This window comes from Novosphingobium soli (assembly GCF_042432915.1).
Lineage (GTDB): Bacteria > Pseudomonadota > Alphaproteobacteria > Sphingomonadales > Sphingomonadaceae > Novosphingobium > Novosphingobium soli.
Map to the genome: position 1 here is coordinate 218,305 of NZ_JBHLWK010000009.1, position 14,290 is coordinate 232,594.

The 14,290-nt window shown below is 67.2% G+C and carries 13 protein-coding genes and 1 tRNA gene; 10 read left to right on the top strand and 4 right to left on the bottom strand.

The genetic code is table 11. The features are described from left to right. Positions 1-3: 3 nt before the first annotated feature. Positions 4-1,947, bottom strand: a complete 1,944-nt coding sequence (locus ACFFJC_RS06450) for a peptidylprolyl isomerase (RefSeq protein WP_379486670.1) — start codon at positions 1,945-1,947, stop codon at positions 4-6. Positions 1,948-2,268: 321 nt separating this feature from the next. Between ACFFJC_RS06450 and tpiA the strand changes: the two genes are divergently transcribed. The 4 genes from tpiA to ACFFJC_RS06470 all read left to right on the top strand — a co-directional run bounded on the left by tpiA (position 2,269) and on the right by ACFFJC_RS06470 (position 6,886). Further along, the gene (gene tpiA, locus ACFFJC_RS06455; RefSeq protein WP_379486671.1) at positions 2,269-3,024 is read left to right on the top strand and encodes a triose-phosphate isomerase; all 756 of its coding nucleotides are present in this window, start codon (positions 2,269-2,271) and stop codon (positions 3,022-3,024) included. Between the two features lie 143 nt (positions 3,025-3,167). Next, positions 3,168-3,566: a preprotein translocase subunit SecG gene (gene secG / locus ACFFJC_RS06460; protein ID WP_379486672.1), complete on the top strand. Its 399-nt coding sequence runs from the start codon at positions 3,168-3,170 to the stop codon at positions 3,564-3,566. Between the two features lie 142 nt (positions 3,567-3,708). Next, positions 3,709-5,343: a CTP synthase gene (gene pyrG, locus ACFFJC_RS06465; RefSeq protein ID WP_379486673.1), complete on the top strand. Its 1,635-nt coding sequence runs from the start codon at positions 3,709-3,711 to the stop codon at positions 5,341-5,343. A gap of 148 nt (positions 5,344-5,491) precedes the next feature. After that, positions 5,492-6,886 carry a hypothetical protein gene (locus ACFFJC_RS06470; RefSeq protein WP_379486674.1) on the top strand — a complete coding sequence of 465 codons (1,395 nt, stop codon included), beginning with the start codon at positions 5,492-5,494 and terminating at the stop codon, positions 6,884-6,886. Between the two features lie 174 nt (positions 6,887-7,060). On the opposite strand, the gene ACFFJC_RS06475 is transcribed toward ACFFJC_RS06470, so the two are convergent. Continuing rightward, positions 7,061-7,537 (bottom strand): Hsp20 family protein, encoded by a 477-nt coding sequence (locus ACFFJC_RS06475; RefSeq protein WP_379486675.1) that lies wholly within the window; start codon positions 7,535-7,537, stop codon positions 7,061-7,063. Positions 7,538-7,700: 163 nt separating this feature from the next. On the opposite strand from ACFFJC_RS06475, the gene grxC reads away from it, so the two are divergent. The 4 genes from grxC to ACFFJC_RS06495 all read left to right on the top strand — a co-directional run bounded on the left by grxC (position 7,701) and on the right by ACFFJC_RS06495 (position 9,432). Further along, positions 7,701-7,964 (top strand): glutaredoxin 3, encoded by a 264-nt coding sequence (gene grxC / locus ACFFJC_RS06480; protein ID WP_379486676.1) that lies wholly within the window; start codon positions 7,701-7,703, stop codon positions 7,962-7,964. A 16-nt stretch (positions 7,965-7,980) separates the two neighbouring features. Further along, entirely contained in the window at positions 7,981-8,808 is an 828-nt protein-coding gene (locus ACFFJC_RS06485) for a carbon-nitrogen hydrolase family protein (protein ID WP_379486677.1), read from the top strand. Between the two features lie 7 nt (positions 8,809-8,815). Next, positions 8,816-9,307, top strand: coding sequence for a DUF1178 family protein (locus ACFFJC_RS06490; protein WP_379486678.1), 492 nt, complete (start codon positions 8,816-8,818; stop codon positions 9,305-9,307). 48 nt (positions 9,308-9,355) lie between these two features. Continuing rightward, a tRNA-Arg gene (locus tag ACFFJC_RS06495) sits at positions 9,356-9,432 on the top strand. 79 nt (positions 9,433-9,511) lie between these two features. On the opposite strand, the gene ACFFJC_RS06500 is transcribed toward ACFFJC_RS06495, so the two are convergent. Continuing rightward, positions 9,512-10,570 carry an NAD(P)-dependent alcohol dehydrogenase gene (locus ACFFJC_RS06500; RefSeq protein WP_379486679.1) on the bottom strand — a complete coding sequence of 353 codons (1,059 nt, stop codon included), beginning with the start codon at positions 10,568-10,570 and terminating at the stop codon, positions 9,512-9,514. Positions 10,571-11,000: 430 nt separating this feature from the next. Between ACFFJC_RS06500 and ACFFJC_RS06505 the strand changes: the two genes are divergently transcribed. Beyond that, the gene (locus tag ACFFJC_RS06505; RefSeq protein ID WP_379486680.1) at positions 11,001-11,945 is read left to right on the top strand and encodes a DUF808 domain-containing protein; all 945 of its coding nucleotides are present in this window, start codon (positions 11,001-11,003) and stop codon (positions 11,943-11,945) included. Positions 11,946-11,981: 36 nt separating this feature from the next. Here ACFFJC_RS06505 and ACFFJC_RS06510 read toward each other — a convergent pair whose 3' ends face one another. Beyond that, positions 11,982-13,394 carry a Mur ligase family protein gene (locus tag ACFFJC_RS06510; RefSeq protein ID WP_379486681.1) on the bottom strand — a complete coding sequence of 471 codons (1,413 nt, stop codon included), beginning with the start codon at positions 13,392-13,394 and terminating at the stop codon, positions 11,982-11,984. A 59-nt stretch (positions 13,395-13,453) separates the two neighbouring features. On the opposite strand from ACFFJC_RS06510, the gene ACFFJC_RS06515 reads away from it, so the two are divergent. After that, positions 13,454-14,263, top strand: coding sequence for an LD-carboxypeptidase (locus tag ACFFJC_RS06515; protein ID WP_379486682.1), 810 nt, complete (start codon positions 13,454-13,456; stop codon positions 14,261-14,263). Positions 14,264-14,290: the final 27 nt, after the last annotated feature.

Here is a 14,290-nt window from a genome sequence, read left to right on the forward strand (position 1 = left end):
GGCTCAGTTGGCGGTGCCGGCGAGCTGGTCGCGCACGGCCTTGATCGCGGCTTCGTTGCGCTTCACGCCCACGTCCTTGCGGACGGCGGCGCCCAGGGCCGTGGCGTAGGCCTGGCCCAGCTGCTGGCCGAGCTCGGTCTGCGCACTGCGGATCATCGCTTCGGATTCGACCTTGCCGGGGGTGATGTCGCGCAGGAGGACCACGAACCAGCCGCGCTCTCCGGCCGCGGACTGGACCTTCACGGTGCCCTTGGACATGTGGAACATCAGCGAGACCGGCGGCGGGACCGGACGACCCGCCTGCAGCGCCGCCGCGAGCGTGGGCCGCGACATCGAGACCTGCTGAGGCGGGGGCAGCTTCTTGCCCGACGCCGCGATCGCCTGCTCGATGGTCCGGCCCTTGCGGATCTCGGCCTGCATCTTCAGCGCCGCGGCCTTGGCGGCCCTGGAGCCGGCGTCGATGGACCAGGCGAGACGCACGTCGTCGCGGATCTGCGCCAGCGGAGCGGGGGCGGAGGGCTGGATGTCGGTGACGTCGAACACGACGAAGGTCTTGCCCGGCTCCAGCTCGGCGACCTGCGGCTGCTCCTGGTCCATGCCGAACGCGGTGGCGAGCACGGGCCGCAGCTCCGCCGGCATCGTCTCGCCCGGCTTCATGTACACCGCGCCGCCGGCGGTCAGCGGCTGCGTGCGCTGGACCTGCCCGCCGAGCGACTGGGCGACTTCGTTGAGGTTGGCGCCGTCGCCGAACTGCTCATCGATCTTCGCGAGCGTGTCGGTGAACGCCTTGCGGCGCTTCTCGGCGGCGAGCTGCGTGGAGATCTCCTCGCGCACCTGGTCCAGCGTGCGCGCGGGGGTCTTCTGCTCCTCGTCCACCCGGATGACGTGCCAGCCCAGCACGCTTTTCTGCGGTGCGGTCAGCTTGCCGAGCGGCGCGGCGAACACGGCCTGGGCCACGGCGGGGGAGAACTGGCTCGACAGCTGCTCGCGGCTAAAGAACTCAAGCCGGGCGGCCGACAGGCCCTTCTGCTGTGCCGCGGCTTCGAACGACTTGCCCTTGTCGACTTCGGCCACGATCGCGCGCGCGGCCGCCTCGGTCGGCACCACCAGCTGGGTGATGCGGCGGTTGTCCTTGGCCGCAAAGGCCTCCTTATTGGCCTCGTAACGCGCCGCTATTTCGGCCTGGGTCGGCGCGGCGGGCGCCTTCAGCGTGTCGTCGCTGAACAGGGCATAGCGGATCGTGCGGCGCTCGGGACGGACGAAAGCGCTCGTGTGGCTCTTGTAGAAAGCGCTCAGTTCCGCGTCGGTCGGCTGCTTTTCGGGCGCGAACAGGAGCGAAGGCAGCGCCACGACGGTGCCGCTGCGTGTCTCGTCCAGCAACGCCGCGTACCGCCGCGCCGCGAACTGCGGCATCAACGACCCGATCTGCGCCGGCACCACCAGCTGCTGCGCCACCAGGTTCTTGCGGATGTCATCGCGCAGGGTCTGCTCGGAGATTCGCTGTTGGGCCAGGGCCTGGCGGAACACGGTCTGGTCGAACTTGCCGTCCACGCCCTGGAAGGCGGGGATCTGCGTCAGCTCGCTATCCACCAGGCGGTCGCTGACGGCGATGCCATGGGCGGTGCCGAAGGCGGAAAACGCGCTGCCCTCGATCAGCCCGCGCAGCACCTGCTCGAGCCCGCCTTCTGCCAGAAGCTGCTTCATCGTGGCGGTGGGGCTCTGCTGCTTCACCCGTTCGAGCGCGCGCTTGGCGCCCTGGTCGAGCGCGTCGGGCGTGACGCTTTCGTCGCCCACGGTCGCCACCGCACCGCCGGATCCGATGCCGCCGGAGTTGCGCAGGCCGGCGATGTCGCCGCTGGCGAACGCAATGGCGATGACGGCCAGCACCAGCAGGCCGACGATCGCGCCGACCTTGGACTTGAGGAACGAACGGAAGAAATTGAGCATGAAACCGTGCCGATCAGCGATTGCCTCGCGAAGCCGCAGCTTCGCCTGTAAACGGCCGCAGGCTTTAGGGGGCTCCGGCGCTTCCTGCAATGCCGCTCGCGCCACCTTCGGGCAAATCCGAGGGCCGTGGCATTCTGACGACAGGCGTGGGAATCCTGCGCCTGAACAATGGATGAATTTTGACAACTGCTCTCCGGCTGGCCTAGCTGCCGGGCAACAGCGATGACCTGATTCCCTGTCCGCGGCAACGGATGCGGGAGTCTGCGAGGGGAGCCGCGGGGGCGTTCCCGAGGGTTCGCCAGCATTGATCAAGGGATTGAAATGGCCGGATTGCCTTACATCGTCGGGAACTGGAAAATGAACGGCACGCGCGCCATGCTGAACGAGGCGCGCGCCATCGATCGCGCAGCGGCGCGCTTTCCCAAGGTGCAGGTGGGCGTCGCCCCGCCCGCGACGCTGCTTTACCGCGTCCGTGATGCGGTCGAGCTGATCGGCGTCGGTGGGCAGGACTGTCACGCCAAGGACAGCGGCGCTTTCACCGGCGACGTGTCCGCGCCAATGCTCAAGGACGCGGGCGCTGATTTCACGATCGTCGGCCACTCCGAGCGTCGCGAGTACCACGGCGAGAGCGATGCCGATGTGAAGGCCAAGGCCGAGGCGGCACTCTCGGCTGGGCTGGCGGTGATCCTTTGCGTGGGCGAGACCGAGAGCCAGCGGGATGCCGGCGACGCCGAGGCCGTAGTGGGCGCGCAGCTCGAAGGCTCTTGCCCGAAAGCCGATGGCGCGCCCGAGAAGCTGTCGGTCGCCTACGAGCCGGTGTGGGCCATCGGAACTGGCCGCGTACCCTCGATCGAGGATGTGGCGGCGATGCACGCGTCGATTCGGGGCAAGCTCGTCGAGTTGTACGGCGAAGGCGGGGGCGAGGTGCGCATCCTCTACGGTGGCTCGGTGAAGGCGGAGAACGCGGCCGAGCTGCTGGCGGTGCCCGAGGTGGGCGGCGCCCTGGTGGGCGGCGCCAGCCTCACGGCAGAAAGCTTCCTCGCCATTGTCGGCGCGGCTGCCTCGCTGGGCGAGTAAACCAAGTTGGCGCCGGCAGGGCAGCGGCTAGGGCCGCTGTCCGGACCGGCCGCCGCCCTGCCGGGTTGCGCGCTCGCCTTCGAGCGCCTATCTGCGCGGCGAACGATGCGGGGCAGGCGCCCCGCTGGAAGGCTGAAACGAAGATGTTCCTTTTTCTGACCGTGGTCCAGGCGCTAATCGCCGCCATGCTGGTTGGCGTCATCCTAGTGCAGAAGTCCGAGGGCGGCGGCCTGGGCGTGGGGGGAAGCCCCTCGGGCCTGATGTCCGCGCGTGGCGCTGCCAATTTCCTCACGCGGGCAACCTCGGTGCTGGCTACTCTCTTCGTGGTGTTGAGCATCGTGCTCGCAGCCATGGCGGTCAACGAGACCACGGGCCGGGATATCGACACGTCTCTGCAGCGCAATACTGCGCCCGCAACTCCGGCGCAGCCGGTCGACCCGCTTGGCGGCGCGGCGAATCCCGCTGCTCCGGCTCCTGCGCCCGCGGCTCCGGCCGGCGGCGACGTCCCGGCCGACCCGCTTTCGGGTGCTGCCAAGCAGTAACCCGCGCAAGCGCTCTCGAGCGCTTCACCGTAACCGGAATGCCGTCTGGCGCTGTCAGACGGCATTTCCTTGTGTTTGATCTGTGGAATGAGGCTCCGGGCGCTTGCCTGAGGGCCCCCATGCAATTTAAGGCCCGACTCCCATGGCGCGGCATATTTTCATCACCGGCGGCGTGGTCTCCTCGCTGGGCAAGGGTCTCATGGCGGCAAGCCTCGCGGCTTTGCTGCAGGCGCGTGGCTACAAGGTCCGCATCCGCAAGTTCGATCCTTACCTGAACGTCGATCCGGGCACGATGAGCCCGTACCAGCACGGCGAGGTCTTCGTCACCGACGATGGCGCCGAGACCGACCTGGATCTGGGACATTACGAGCGCTTCACAGGCGTATCGGCGCGCCAGGCCGATAACATCACGTCAGGCCGGATCTACCGCGACATCATCGCCAAGGAGCGCCGCGGCGATTACCTGGGCGCCACCGTGCAGGTGATCCCCCACGTCACGGACGCCATCAAGGACTTCGCGCTTGCGGAGACCGAAGACCTCGACTTCGTGCTTTGCGAGATCGGCGGTACGGTCGGTGACATCGAGGGCCTGCCCTTTGTCGAGGCCATGCGCCAGTTGCGCAACGAGTTGGGCCGCGAGCAGACCTGCTTCGTCCACGTGACGCTGGTGCCGTACATTGCCGCCGCGGGCGAGCTGAAAACCAAGCCGACGCAGCACTCGGTGCGCGAACTGACCGGCCTTGGCATCCAGCCCGATATCCTCCTGTGCCGCTGCGATCGCGAGCTTCCCGAGAGCGAGCGGCGCAAGATCGCGCTGTTCTGCAACGTGCGGCCCCAGGCGGTGATCCAGGCGCTCGACGCCCCCAACATCTACGCGGTGCCGCTGCAGTACCATCGCGAGGGTCTGGACGCCGAGGTGCTCCATCACTTCGGGATGGACGGCGAGGCGAAGGCGCCCGACCTCGCGCGCTGGAACGACATCACCGATCGCTACCAGAATCCCGAGGGCGAGGTGACGATCGGCGTCGTCGGCAAGTACGTCGGCCTGCAGGATGCCTACAAGTCGCTCAACGAGGCGCTGGTCCACGGCGGCATGGCCAACCGCGTGAAGGTCAACATCAAGTGGATCGACGCCGAGGTCTTCGAGCGTCAGGATTCGGAGATCGCCGCCGCGCTGGAGCCGATGGACGGCATTCTGGTGCCGGGCGGCTTTGGCGAGCGGGGAACGGAGGGCAAGATCGCCTCGGTCCGCTTCGCGCGCGAGCGCCACGTTCCCTTCCTCGGGATCTGCCTCGGCATGCAGATGGCGTGCATCGAGGGCGCGCGTTCGGCCGGCATCGAGAAGGCGAGTTCCACCGAATTCGGTCCGACCGACGAGCCCGTGGTCGGCATCATTACCGAATGGATGAGCGAGGACGGCCTGGAGACCCGGGCGGAGGGCGGCGACCTCGGCGGCACCATGCGCGTGGGCGCCTATACCGCTGCGCTCTCGCCCAACAGCCACGTCGCGGCGATTTACGGTGCCAACGAGATCAGCGAACGCCATCGGCATCGGTACGAGGTCAACGGCGCTTATCGCGAGGCGCTCGAAGGGGATGGCCTGATCTTTTCGGGCATGTCGCCGGACGGTCTGCTGCCTGAGATCGTGGAACGGCCGGACCATCCCTGGTTCGTAGGCGTTCAGTTCCATCCCGAGCTGAAGTCCCGTCCGTTCGAACCGCACCCGCTCTTCGCCGGTTTCGTAGCGGCCGCGCTGCGGCAGGCACGACTGGTCTGACATACCGCGGGAGCGCGTCGCCGAGGCGGCGCGCCTCTCCTTGTCGCAGTGCAACATGTCCGTTCCGGAGCAATCTCCAGGGGGCGTGGTGCTGCTGTCGGGAGCGACCCATGCTAGGCCGGATGCACCAGCCGGCATGGAGGCGCCGTTGTCGACCATCGTTCTCGAGTTCAACGAACTCGCACCCGAGTTGCTCGATCGGTTCATCGCTGCCGGTGAACTCCCGCATTTCCAGCGGCTGAGAGACAGCGCCTTCGTCTCCATCACGGATGCGGAGGAGGACGCCCCCTATCTCGAGCCGTGGATCCAGTGGGTCACCGTCCATACCGGCCTCGCCTTCGCAGAGCACGGATGCTTCCAGCTGAACGACGGCGGTGCGCTGGCCGCGCCGCGCATCTGGGATCTGGTGAGCCGCAGCGGACGCAGCAGCTGGATCTGCGGGAGCATGAATGCCGCCGTTCAGCCCGGCTTCCTGGGCTTCTTCCTGCCCGATCCCTGGGCCACGGACGCGCAGGCTCTGCCTTGCGGCCATTTCGAACCCTACATCCGCCTGGTGCGCAGCTACGTCCAGGAGCACAGCGCAAAGCCCGACGTCTCCCCGGCCGACTTCGCCCGCTTCGGCCGTTTCATGCTCTCGCACGGACTGTCCAGGGAGTCGGTTCTTGCCGCCGTTCGCCAGCTGGCGCAGGAGCGCAGCAGCGACGTGAAGTGGCGCCGGGCGATGATACTGGACCGGCTGCAGTGGGACCTGTTCCGCACCTTGGTGAAGAGCAAGAGGCCGCATTTCAGCACCTTCTTCATCAACAGCACCGCACACTTCCAGCACTTCCACTGGCGGGAGTTCGAGCCCGAACTGTTCAAGCTCCGCCCTTCGCCGGAGGACCAGCGCATCTACGGTGGAGCGGTGCTGGAAGGCTACCGGAGCATGGATCGCATCGTCGGGCAGGCACTCGATCTCGTCAGCAATCACGGGAACGTTGTCCTGGTGACGGCGCTGAGCCAGCAGCCGATGCTCACCCACGAAGACGAGGGCGGGCGCCAGATCTTCCGCCACCGTGACATCGGTGCGCTGCTCGCCTTTGCTGGCGTGGCCGAAGGCTGGACTTACGCGCCGATCATGTCGCAGCAGTTCCTTCTCCACTTCGACAGCGAGCAGGCGGCCACCGCGGCAGCGGAGCGGATCGAGGGGCTTCGCCTTACGGACGGGCGCCAGCCGATGTGGGCGCGCCGGCAGGGTTTCACACTCGATGCCGGCTGCATGATCGAGACGTCGCCGGCCGAGGACATGGTGGTCACGTCCTCGGTATCGAACGAAGCACGTCGCTTCTACGATCTGTTCTATCCACTGGAGGCGCTGCGCAGCGGCAAGCACCACCGCGATGGTGCGTTCTGGATCAAGGGCCCCGGCATTGCCGCGCGGCGACTGCCCGGAAAAGTGCCGCTTCGCGCCGTCGCGCCCACGCTGGCCGACTTGGCCGGCGTTGAAGGCCACTTCGCCTTTCCCTCGCTCCTGTCCCACCTCAGCATCGAGGAAGCGGCCTGAGTATCTGAAGTGCGGTTCGCAGCTTACCGGGCGGCGGTCCGATTGGCAGCGATCAAGGCGAACTGCGCCAGCCATCCAGCCCGCTGCCAGCAGCCATGCAAAAAGGGGGCGGCCCGGTGTCCGGACCGCCCCCCAATCGTTACGCTGCTGGGATGAGCGCTACCGCTGCGCGGATCAGGCTGCGGCGACTTCCGTGCCGCTTTCGCTGCCATTCTCCACGACGGTCAGGCGGTTGCCGCCCACGGCGATCTTCTTCGGCTTCATCGCCTCGGGCACTTCGCGGACGAGGTCGATGACCAGGAGGCCGTCGGCCAGGTCTGCGTTCTCGACGCGCACGTAGTCCGCGAGCTCGAAGCGCCGTTCGAAGCCGCGCTGGGCGATGCCGACGTGCAGCATCTCACCCTCGGCATTCTCCTCGGGCTTGCTGCCCTTGATGACGAGAAGGTTGGCCTGCGCGGTAATGTCGATATCGGCGGGCTTGAAGCCTGCGACCGCCAGCGTGATGCGATAGGCATCCTGCCCGCGGCGTTCGATGTTGAAGGGCGGGTACTTGTCGCCGGTGTTCGCACGCGCCTGGTTCTCGATCATGTCGAAGAGGCGGTCGAAGCCGACCATGGTGCGGCGATACGGGGCAAAATCGATACGGTTCATGACAAAAATCCTCCAATGAGCAATCTTCGTACGAGGGGCCCGGCAACCCGGCGCTCCCTGGTGAGTCATTCCCTGGCGGGCCATGACTCGCAACCCAAGATATGCTAGCGGCCGGGCCTTTCAAGGGTCGGCCGAACCGAAATAATTCGTGAAGGAACAAGGCATGAGCCAGCCGAAAATCGAGATCTATACCAAGTGGGGATGCCCCTATTGCGTCGCTGCCAAGGCGCTGCTGGAGAAGAAGGGGGTTGCCTTCGAAGAGTACGATCTGACGATGGGCGGTCCGCGCCGAGACGAGATGCTGCAGCGCGTCCCGGGGGCCACCACCGTCCCGCAGATCCTGGTAGACGGCAAGCCCTACGGCGGCTTCGACGACATCAACGCGCTGGACCGGCAGGGCAAGCTCGATCCCGTCCTCGGCCTCTGACGTCGGAGCCGAGCCCGTGCCTCGCGCCGCACTCCTGCAGATGACCTCCGGCATCGACCCGGAGGCCAACGCCGCCACGATCGTCTCCGCAATGGCCGAAGCTCGCGCTGGCGGGGCCGCCATGCTGTTCACCCCCGAAATGTCCGGCCTGCTCGATCGCAAGCGGGATCGTGCAGGGGCGGCCATCCGCAGCGAGGCGCAGGATGTGGTCCTCGCCGCCGTGCGCGAGGCCGCGCGGCGAGAGGGGCTCTGGGTTCATCTCGGCTCGCTGGCGATCGCGCGCGAGGACGGCAAGTGGGCCAACCGCGCCTTCGTGATCGACGCGGAGGGCGCCGTGCGCGCCCGCTACGACAAGCTGCACATGTTCGACGTGGACCTTGCCTCGGGAGAATCGTGGCGGGAATCCAACGCCTATACCGCCGGCGATGCAGTGGCGACGGTCGAGACTCCTCTGGGGCGGCTGGGTCTGGCGATCTGCTATGACGTGCGCTTTCCCGGGCTATTCGAGGCGCTGGGACAGGCGCGCTGCGACGTGATCGCCATCCCGGCAGCGTTCACGGTGCCCACCGGGAAGGCGCATTGGCACCTGCTCCAGCGCGCCCGCGCCGTGGAGGCGAGCGCCTATGTGCTATCGGCCGCACAAGTCGGCGTTCACGCGGACGGGCGGGAGACCTACGGCCATTCGCTCGCGGTGGATCCGTGGGGCGAAGTGCTCCTCGATATGGGCGGGGCGGACGACGGCGGGCGCGCCGGAGTGAGCTTCGTGGACATTGAACCCGCTCGCATCGCCGAAGTGCGTGCGCAGCTTCCCAGCCTTGCCAATCGGCGCATCATCGCCAAATAGCCGGCGCATGATCGTTTTCGACTTGGAGTGCAGTGGCGCGCAGCATCGATTCGAGGGCTGGTTCAAGTCCTCGGACGATTTCACGCGCCAGCAGGAGCGGGGCCTGGTCTCGTGCCCGCACTGCGGCTCTGTCGAGGTCGCCAAGGCGGTCCAGGCGCCCCGTCTGACGCGCAAGGGCAACCAGCTTCCCGATGTCTCGCGTCCGCCCGCCACGCGTCCGCGGCCAGCGCCCGCCGCTCCAGTCGCGCATTCGCCGCTTCCAGCCCAAGCCGTGCAGCTGATGCAGGCCTTAGGCCGCATGCAGGCCGAGCTTCTCAAGACCTCGCGCGATGCGGGGGATCGCTTTGTCGAGGACGCCCGCGCCATGCACTACGGCGAGCGCGATGCCGAGACCATCCATGGCCGTGCGACGCTGGTGGAGGCGAAGGAACTGCTGGAGGAAGGCATCGCCGTCATGCCGCTACCGTTTCCCGTCGTTCCCCCCGAGCAGGCCAACTGAGCGTTACGATTGCCATCACGCCGCTCACGGGCTACGAGGCCCCGGCGTGCGCCCGTAGCTCAGCAGGATAGAGCACAAGATTCCTAATCTTGGGGCCACAGGTTCGAATCCTGTCGGGCGCACCATCCCCCTCCAGATCCCGCTTGCCGAACGCCTAGGCTTGGCGCCCGCCTTTCCGTCTCCGGAAAAGGCGGGCGCGAACCGTCAGGCGGCGTTTGCGAGTGACGCGTTGTCGATGACGAAGCGATAACGAACGTCGCTGCGCAGCATGCGGTCGTAGGCTTCGTCGATCTGCTGGATGTCGATCATCTCGATATCGGAGACGATGCCGTGCTCCGCGCAGAAGTCGAGCATCTCCTGCGTTTCCGCCAGACCGCCGATGAGCGAGCCGGCAATGGTCTTGCGACCGAAGATCAGGCCGCCGACGTTCGGCGAGGGATGCGGATGCTCGGGCACTCCCAGCATCACGAGGGCTCCGTCCCGCTTCAGCAGGCCGATGTAGGTGTCGAGATCGTGGCTGGCAGCCACGCTGTCGATGATGAGGTCGAAGCTGCCGGTCTGTGCCGCCAGCTCTTCCGGCTCACGGGTAACCACCGCCTCGTCGGCACCCAGATCGATCGCGTCCTGCCGCTTGGCCGGCGTGGAGGTGAAGGCGACGACGTGGGCACCCATGGCATGCGCGATCTTGATGGCCATGTGGCCGAGGCCGCCGATGCCGACAACGCCGACCTTCTTGCCGGGGCCGGCATTCCAGTGGCGCAGCGGCGAGTACGTCGTGATCCCCGCGCAGAGCAGCGGCGCCACCGCGGCGAGTTGGTCCTGGGGATGGCGGATGGCGAGGACGAAGTGCTCGTCGACGACGATCGCCTGCGAGTACCCGCCGAGCGTGTGGCCAGGCTCGTCGGCGGTCTGGCCGTTGTAAGTGCCGGTCCAGCCGTTCTCGCAGTAGTTCTCGAGGTTCTCCTCGCAGGAGTGGCAATGACCGCAGCTGTCGACGAGACAGCCGACGCCGACGGTGTCGCCCACTTTGAAGCGCGTCACCTCAGGACCGACGCTGCGGACGGTGCCGACGATTTCGTGACCGGGGACACAGGGGTAGAGGGTACCGCCCCATTCGTCGCGGACGGTGTGCAGGTCGGAGTGGCAGACGCCGCAATAGGCGATGTCGATCTCGACGTCGCGCGGACCCGCATTGCGCCGCTGGATCGTGAGCGCCTCGAGCGGGCGATCGCCGGAACGGGCGCCATAGGCTGTGACTTGCATGGACATTCCTCGAGTTTGAGGGAAAGAATAGCGGATCAGCCGCCGACTGGCGCCGGCGTGCTGCACCGGCGAGATAGGGTGCGGCGCGGGCGAGGTTTAGATGATCTCCAGTTGCATGCAGCGATGAGCCTTGTTCAGCACCCGCAGGGCTACGCGCGCGTCCAGAGCTCACCCAGCGGTTCGAGCCGGCGATGGCGGGTCCGCGGCGCCATCGTTGGTTGTGTGACCGACGCGCACAAAGGGCTGAACCCGGTCGCCTGGCTGAGAGCATGCGTCCTGTAAAAAGCCCTGCCGGCCTAAGCTCCGCAAATCGAGTGGACGGAGCGTCGCTGCCGGAACCGTTTTCAGGCGCCGGCGCTTTCGCTTGATCGCCGGGTCAAAGCCCCGCATGCATGCCTCCTCTTCGCGATTGCAAACAAAAGGATTCTCGATGCCTTCCGGCCTTGTCGCCCTGCTAGACGACGTATCGGTCATCGCCAAAGCTGCCGCCGCCTCGCTGGATGACGTCGGGGCAGGTGTGGCAAAGGCCGGCACCAAGGCCGCAGGCGTGGTGATCGACGATGCGGCGGTGACGCCCGGTTACGTCACCGGCTTCACGCCGGATCGCGAGCTGCCGATCATCTGGCAGATCACCAAGGGCTCGCTGCGCAACAAGCTGCTCATCCTGCTGCCGATCGCGCTCCTGCTGAGCGCCTTCCTGCCGCAGGCGATCACCCCCATCCTGATGATCGGCGGCCTCTACCTGGCGTTCGAAGGTGCCGAGAAGATCATTGAGAAGCTCGGCGGTGAGAAGCACGGCGAGACCCTGGAAGACCCGGTCCAGGACATCGCTGCCTTCGAGAACGCCCGGATCTCGGGCGCGGTACGCACGGATATGATCCTGTCAGCGGAGATCATGGCCATTGCGCTGTCGCAGGTCGAGGATGCGAGCTTCGTGGCCCGCGCCGTGGCGCTCGCGCTGGTCGGCGTGCTCATCACGGTCGCGGTGTATGGCGCGGTGGCGCTGATCGTGAAGATGGACGACGTCGGCCTGCACCTTGCCAAGAAGCCAGGCTCGGTCGCGCAGGCGACCGGGCGGTTCCTGCTCAAGGCAATGCCGGCCGTGCTCAGCCTGCTGGGCACTGTCGGCACCGTGGCGATGCTATGGGTCGGCGGCGGCATCATTCTGCACGGGCTGGAGGAACTCGGCCTCCCGCAGCCGGCGCACGTCGCGCACGAGATCGAACATGCGCTGGGGCACGCAGCCGGGCCGCTGGGGCCGGTCGCCGGCTGGCTCGGCTATGCGCTGGCATCCGCGGTGGTGGGGTTGGTGCTCGGCGCTCTGGTGGCGGTGCTCGTCCACCTTGTGAGCAAGGCGTTCGGCAAGGCTCACTGAGCCTTCCGTAACGCAGCGCCCCAGGGCTGCGGCGGATCAGGGCAGGGCGTGCAGCAAGTCGCGGGCGAACGTCGTCAGCGTATCGTCCCGAGCGCCCATCACCACGATGCGGTCCCCAGACCGGGCGATCTCAGCGATCCGTGCGCCGCAATCGGCGCGCGACGCGAGATACTCTGCTCGTCCGCCCGCCTCTTCGATCAGGGCGACGATGCGCGCGCTACCTTCGCTGCGGTCGACGGTGCCGCCGAAGTAGACCGGGTCGCAGAGGATCGTCAGGTCCTCCGGACCAAGCCGCTGCGCAAAGACCTGTGCAAGCTCCCCGCCCATCTGGCGCAGGGGTCCATAGCCATGGGGCTGGAAGAACGCGATCACGCGGCCCGGATGCGCCTTGAGCGTGGCCAGCGTCGCCGACACTTTGTCCGGGTTGTGCCCGAAGTCGTCGATCACCGTGATTCCCGAAGGCGACGTTCCGATGATATCGAAGCGGCGGGCGAGACCCTCGAACGAGCCCAGCGCAGCCGCCGCCTCGTGCAGCGGCACACCGACGGCCCGCGCCGCGGCAATGGCGGCCAGCGCGTTGTAGAGGTTGTGCCGCCCAGGCACCTTGAGGGCGAGCGGCACCGCACCGCCTTCGCTGCGGTCGAGCACGGTGGCGGAAAGTCCGGTGGTGCGCTCCATGACGCTCTCCGCCCCGATCTGCGCCGCCGCCGCCTCGATCCCGAAGGTGATCTGCGCTCGCGCCCTTGTAGCAAGCGCGGCGGTTTCCGCATCGTCGAGGTTGACGACCGCAATCTCCGCCCGCGCCAGGAAGTCGCCGAAGAGCCCCCGCAGTTCCTCCAGGGTCTTGTGATCGAGGCTGACGTTGCCGAGCACCGCCACCCGCGGGCGATACAGTGCGATCGAACCGTCGCTTTCGTCGACCTCGGAGACGAACGCCGGGCCACCTCCCACCCGGGCACTGGCGAAAGGCGAGTCGGGCGTGACGAAGTTCTTCATCACCGCGCCGTTCATGATCGTCGGGTCACGCCCGGCCGCGGTGAGGATCCACCCGATCATTCCCGTGACAGTGGACTTGCCCGAAGTTCCACCGACGGCCATGCCGTACTCCGCGGCGTTGAACAGGGTGGCGAGCAACTGGGCCCGGCTCATGCGCGGGCAGCCGAGTTCAGTCGCGCGCACGACCTCCGGAACGGTGTCCTCAACCGCTGCCGAAGCCACCAGGGTCTGGGCTGCGGACGTGATCCCGCCGCCGTCCTGAGGGTACAGCCCGAAGCCGAGCGATTCCAGCCAGGCGAACTTCTCGGGCGTGCGCCCCTGGTCGCGGCTGCGGTCCGATCCTGCGACTTCGGCGCCGTGCCCTTTCAGGATCAAGGCCAGCGGCAGCATGCCCGAGCCGCCGATGCCGCAGAAGAACCAGGGATGGGCGGTAAGATCGGGCGCGTCGGTCATAATGGCGAAATCCGTATGCGCCCTTGCCCCTCCTGACAACCTCGATAGGAAGGAGGCTTATGACCCGCATCGCCGTCTGTGCTCCCTCGACGCCCATTACCCGCGAGGACGCGCAGACTGTCGTCGCGCTGGCCGCGGCAGAGTTCCCCAACCTCGAACTGGTGTTCCACGAGCAGTGCTTCGCGATCGAGGGCCATTTCGCCGGCTCCGACCAGCTGCGCCTCGATGCCTTGGTGGACTGCGCCAACGATCCGACCTTCGATGCCGTCTGGTTCGCCCGCGGCGGCTACGGCGCCTGCCGCATTGCCGAGCCCGCCATCGCCCGCTTCGGTCACCTGGCCGGCGAAAAGGCGTACCTCGGCTATTCCGATGCCGGCTACCTCCTGGGTGCGCTCTACCGTGAACGAGTCGGCAGGCCCATCCATGCGCCGATGCCGGGCGATATCCGTCGCCCCGGCGGAACGGCCGCAGTGCGCCGCACGCTGGCGTTCCTGGCCGGCGACACGAGCGGCATGGAGCCGTCGCTGGGGGTCGAAACGCACCCGGTCGTCGCGTTCAACCTGATGACGCTGGCCATGATGTGTGGCACCCGGGTGATGCCGGGCCTCGCCGGGCACGTGATCATGGTGGAGGAAGTGTCGGAGTACCTCTACGCCGTGGACCGGCTGTTCTTCCACCTCACCGCGCACCTCGGCGGGGTTGCCGGCCTTCGCCTGGGCCGCGTAAGCGACGTGCCGGAGAACGATCGTCCCTTCGGCGCCGACGCGGCCGAGATCGCGCGCTATTGGTGCGAGCGGCACGCCATTGCGTTCCTGGGCGAAGCCGACATCGGCCATGACGCCGAGAACCGAATTGTGCCCTTCGGCTGACGCTAGAAGCACGTTCCCGCCTGCAAG

Bases quoted from the DNA above. Each gene is read 5' to 3' on its own strand.
- ACFFJC_RS06450 (WP_379486670.1), bottom strand. From the start codon at position 1,947: ATGCTCAATTTCTTCCGTTCGTTCCTCAAGTCCAAGGTCGGCGCGATC.
- tpiA (WP_379486671.1), top strand. From the start codon at position 2,269: ATGGCCGGATTGCCTTACATCGTCGGGAACTGGAAAATGAACGGCACG.
- secG (WP_379486672.1), top strand. From the start codon at position 3,168: ATGTTCCTTTTTCTGACCGTGGTCCAGGCGCTAATCGCCGCCATGCTG.
- pyrG (WP_379486673.1), top strand. From the start codon at position 3,709: ATGGCGCGGCATATTTTCATCACCGGCGGCGTGGTCTCCTCGCTGGGC.
- ACFFJC_RS06475 (WP_379486675.1), bottom strand. From the start codon at position 7,537: ATGAACCGTATCGATTTTGCCCCGTATCGCCGCACCATGGTCGGCTTC.
- grxC (WP_379486676.1), top strand. From the start codon at position 7,701: ATGAGCCAGCCGAAAATCGAGATCTATACCAAGTGGGGATGCCCCTAT.
- ACFFJC_RS06490 (WP_379486678.1), top strand. From the start codon at position 8,816: ATGATCGTTTTCGACTTGGAGTGCAGTGGCGCGCAGCATCGATTCGAG.
- ACFFJC_RS06500 (WP_379486679.1), bottom strand. From the start codon at position 10,570: ATGCAAGTCACAGCCTATGGCGCCCGTTCCGGCGATCGCCCGCTCGAG.
- ACFFJC_RS06505 (WP_379486680.1), top strand. From the start codon at position 11,001: ATGCCTTCCGGCCTTGTCGCCCTGCTAGACGACGTATCGGTCATCGCC.
- ACFFJC_RS06510 (WP_379486681.1), bottom strand. From the start codon at position 13,394: ATGACCGACGCGCCCGATCTTACCGCCCATCCCTGGTTCTTCTGCGGC.
- ACFFJC_RS06515 (WP_379486682.1), top strand. From the start codon at position 13,454: ATGACCCGCATCGCCGTCTGTGCTCCCTCGACGCCCATTACCCGCGAG.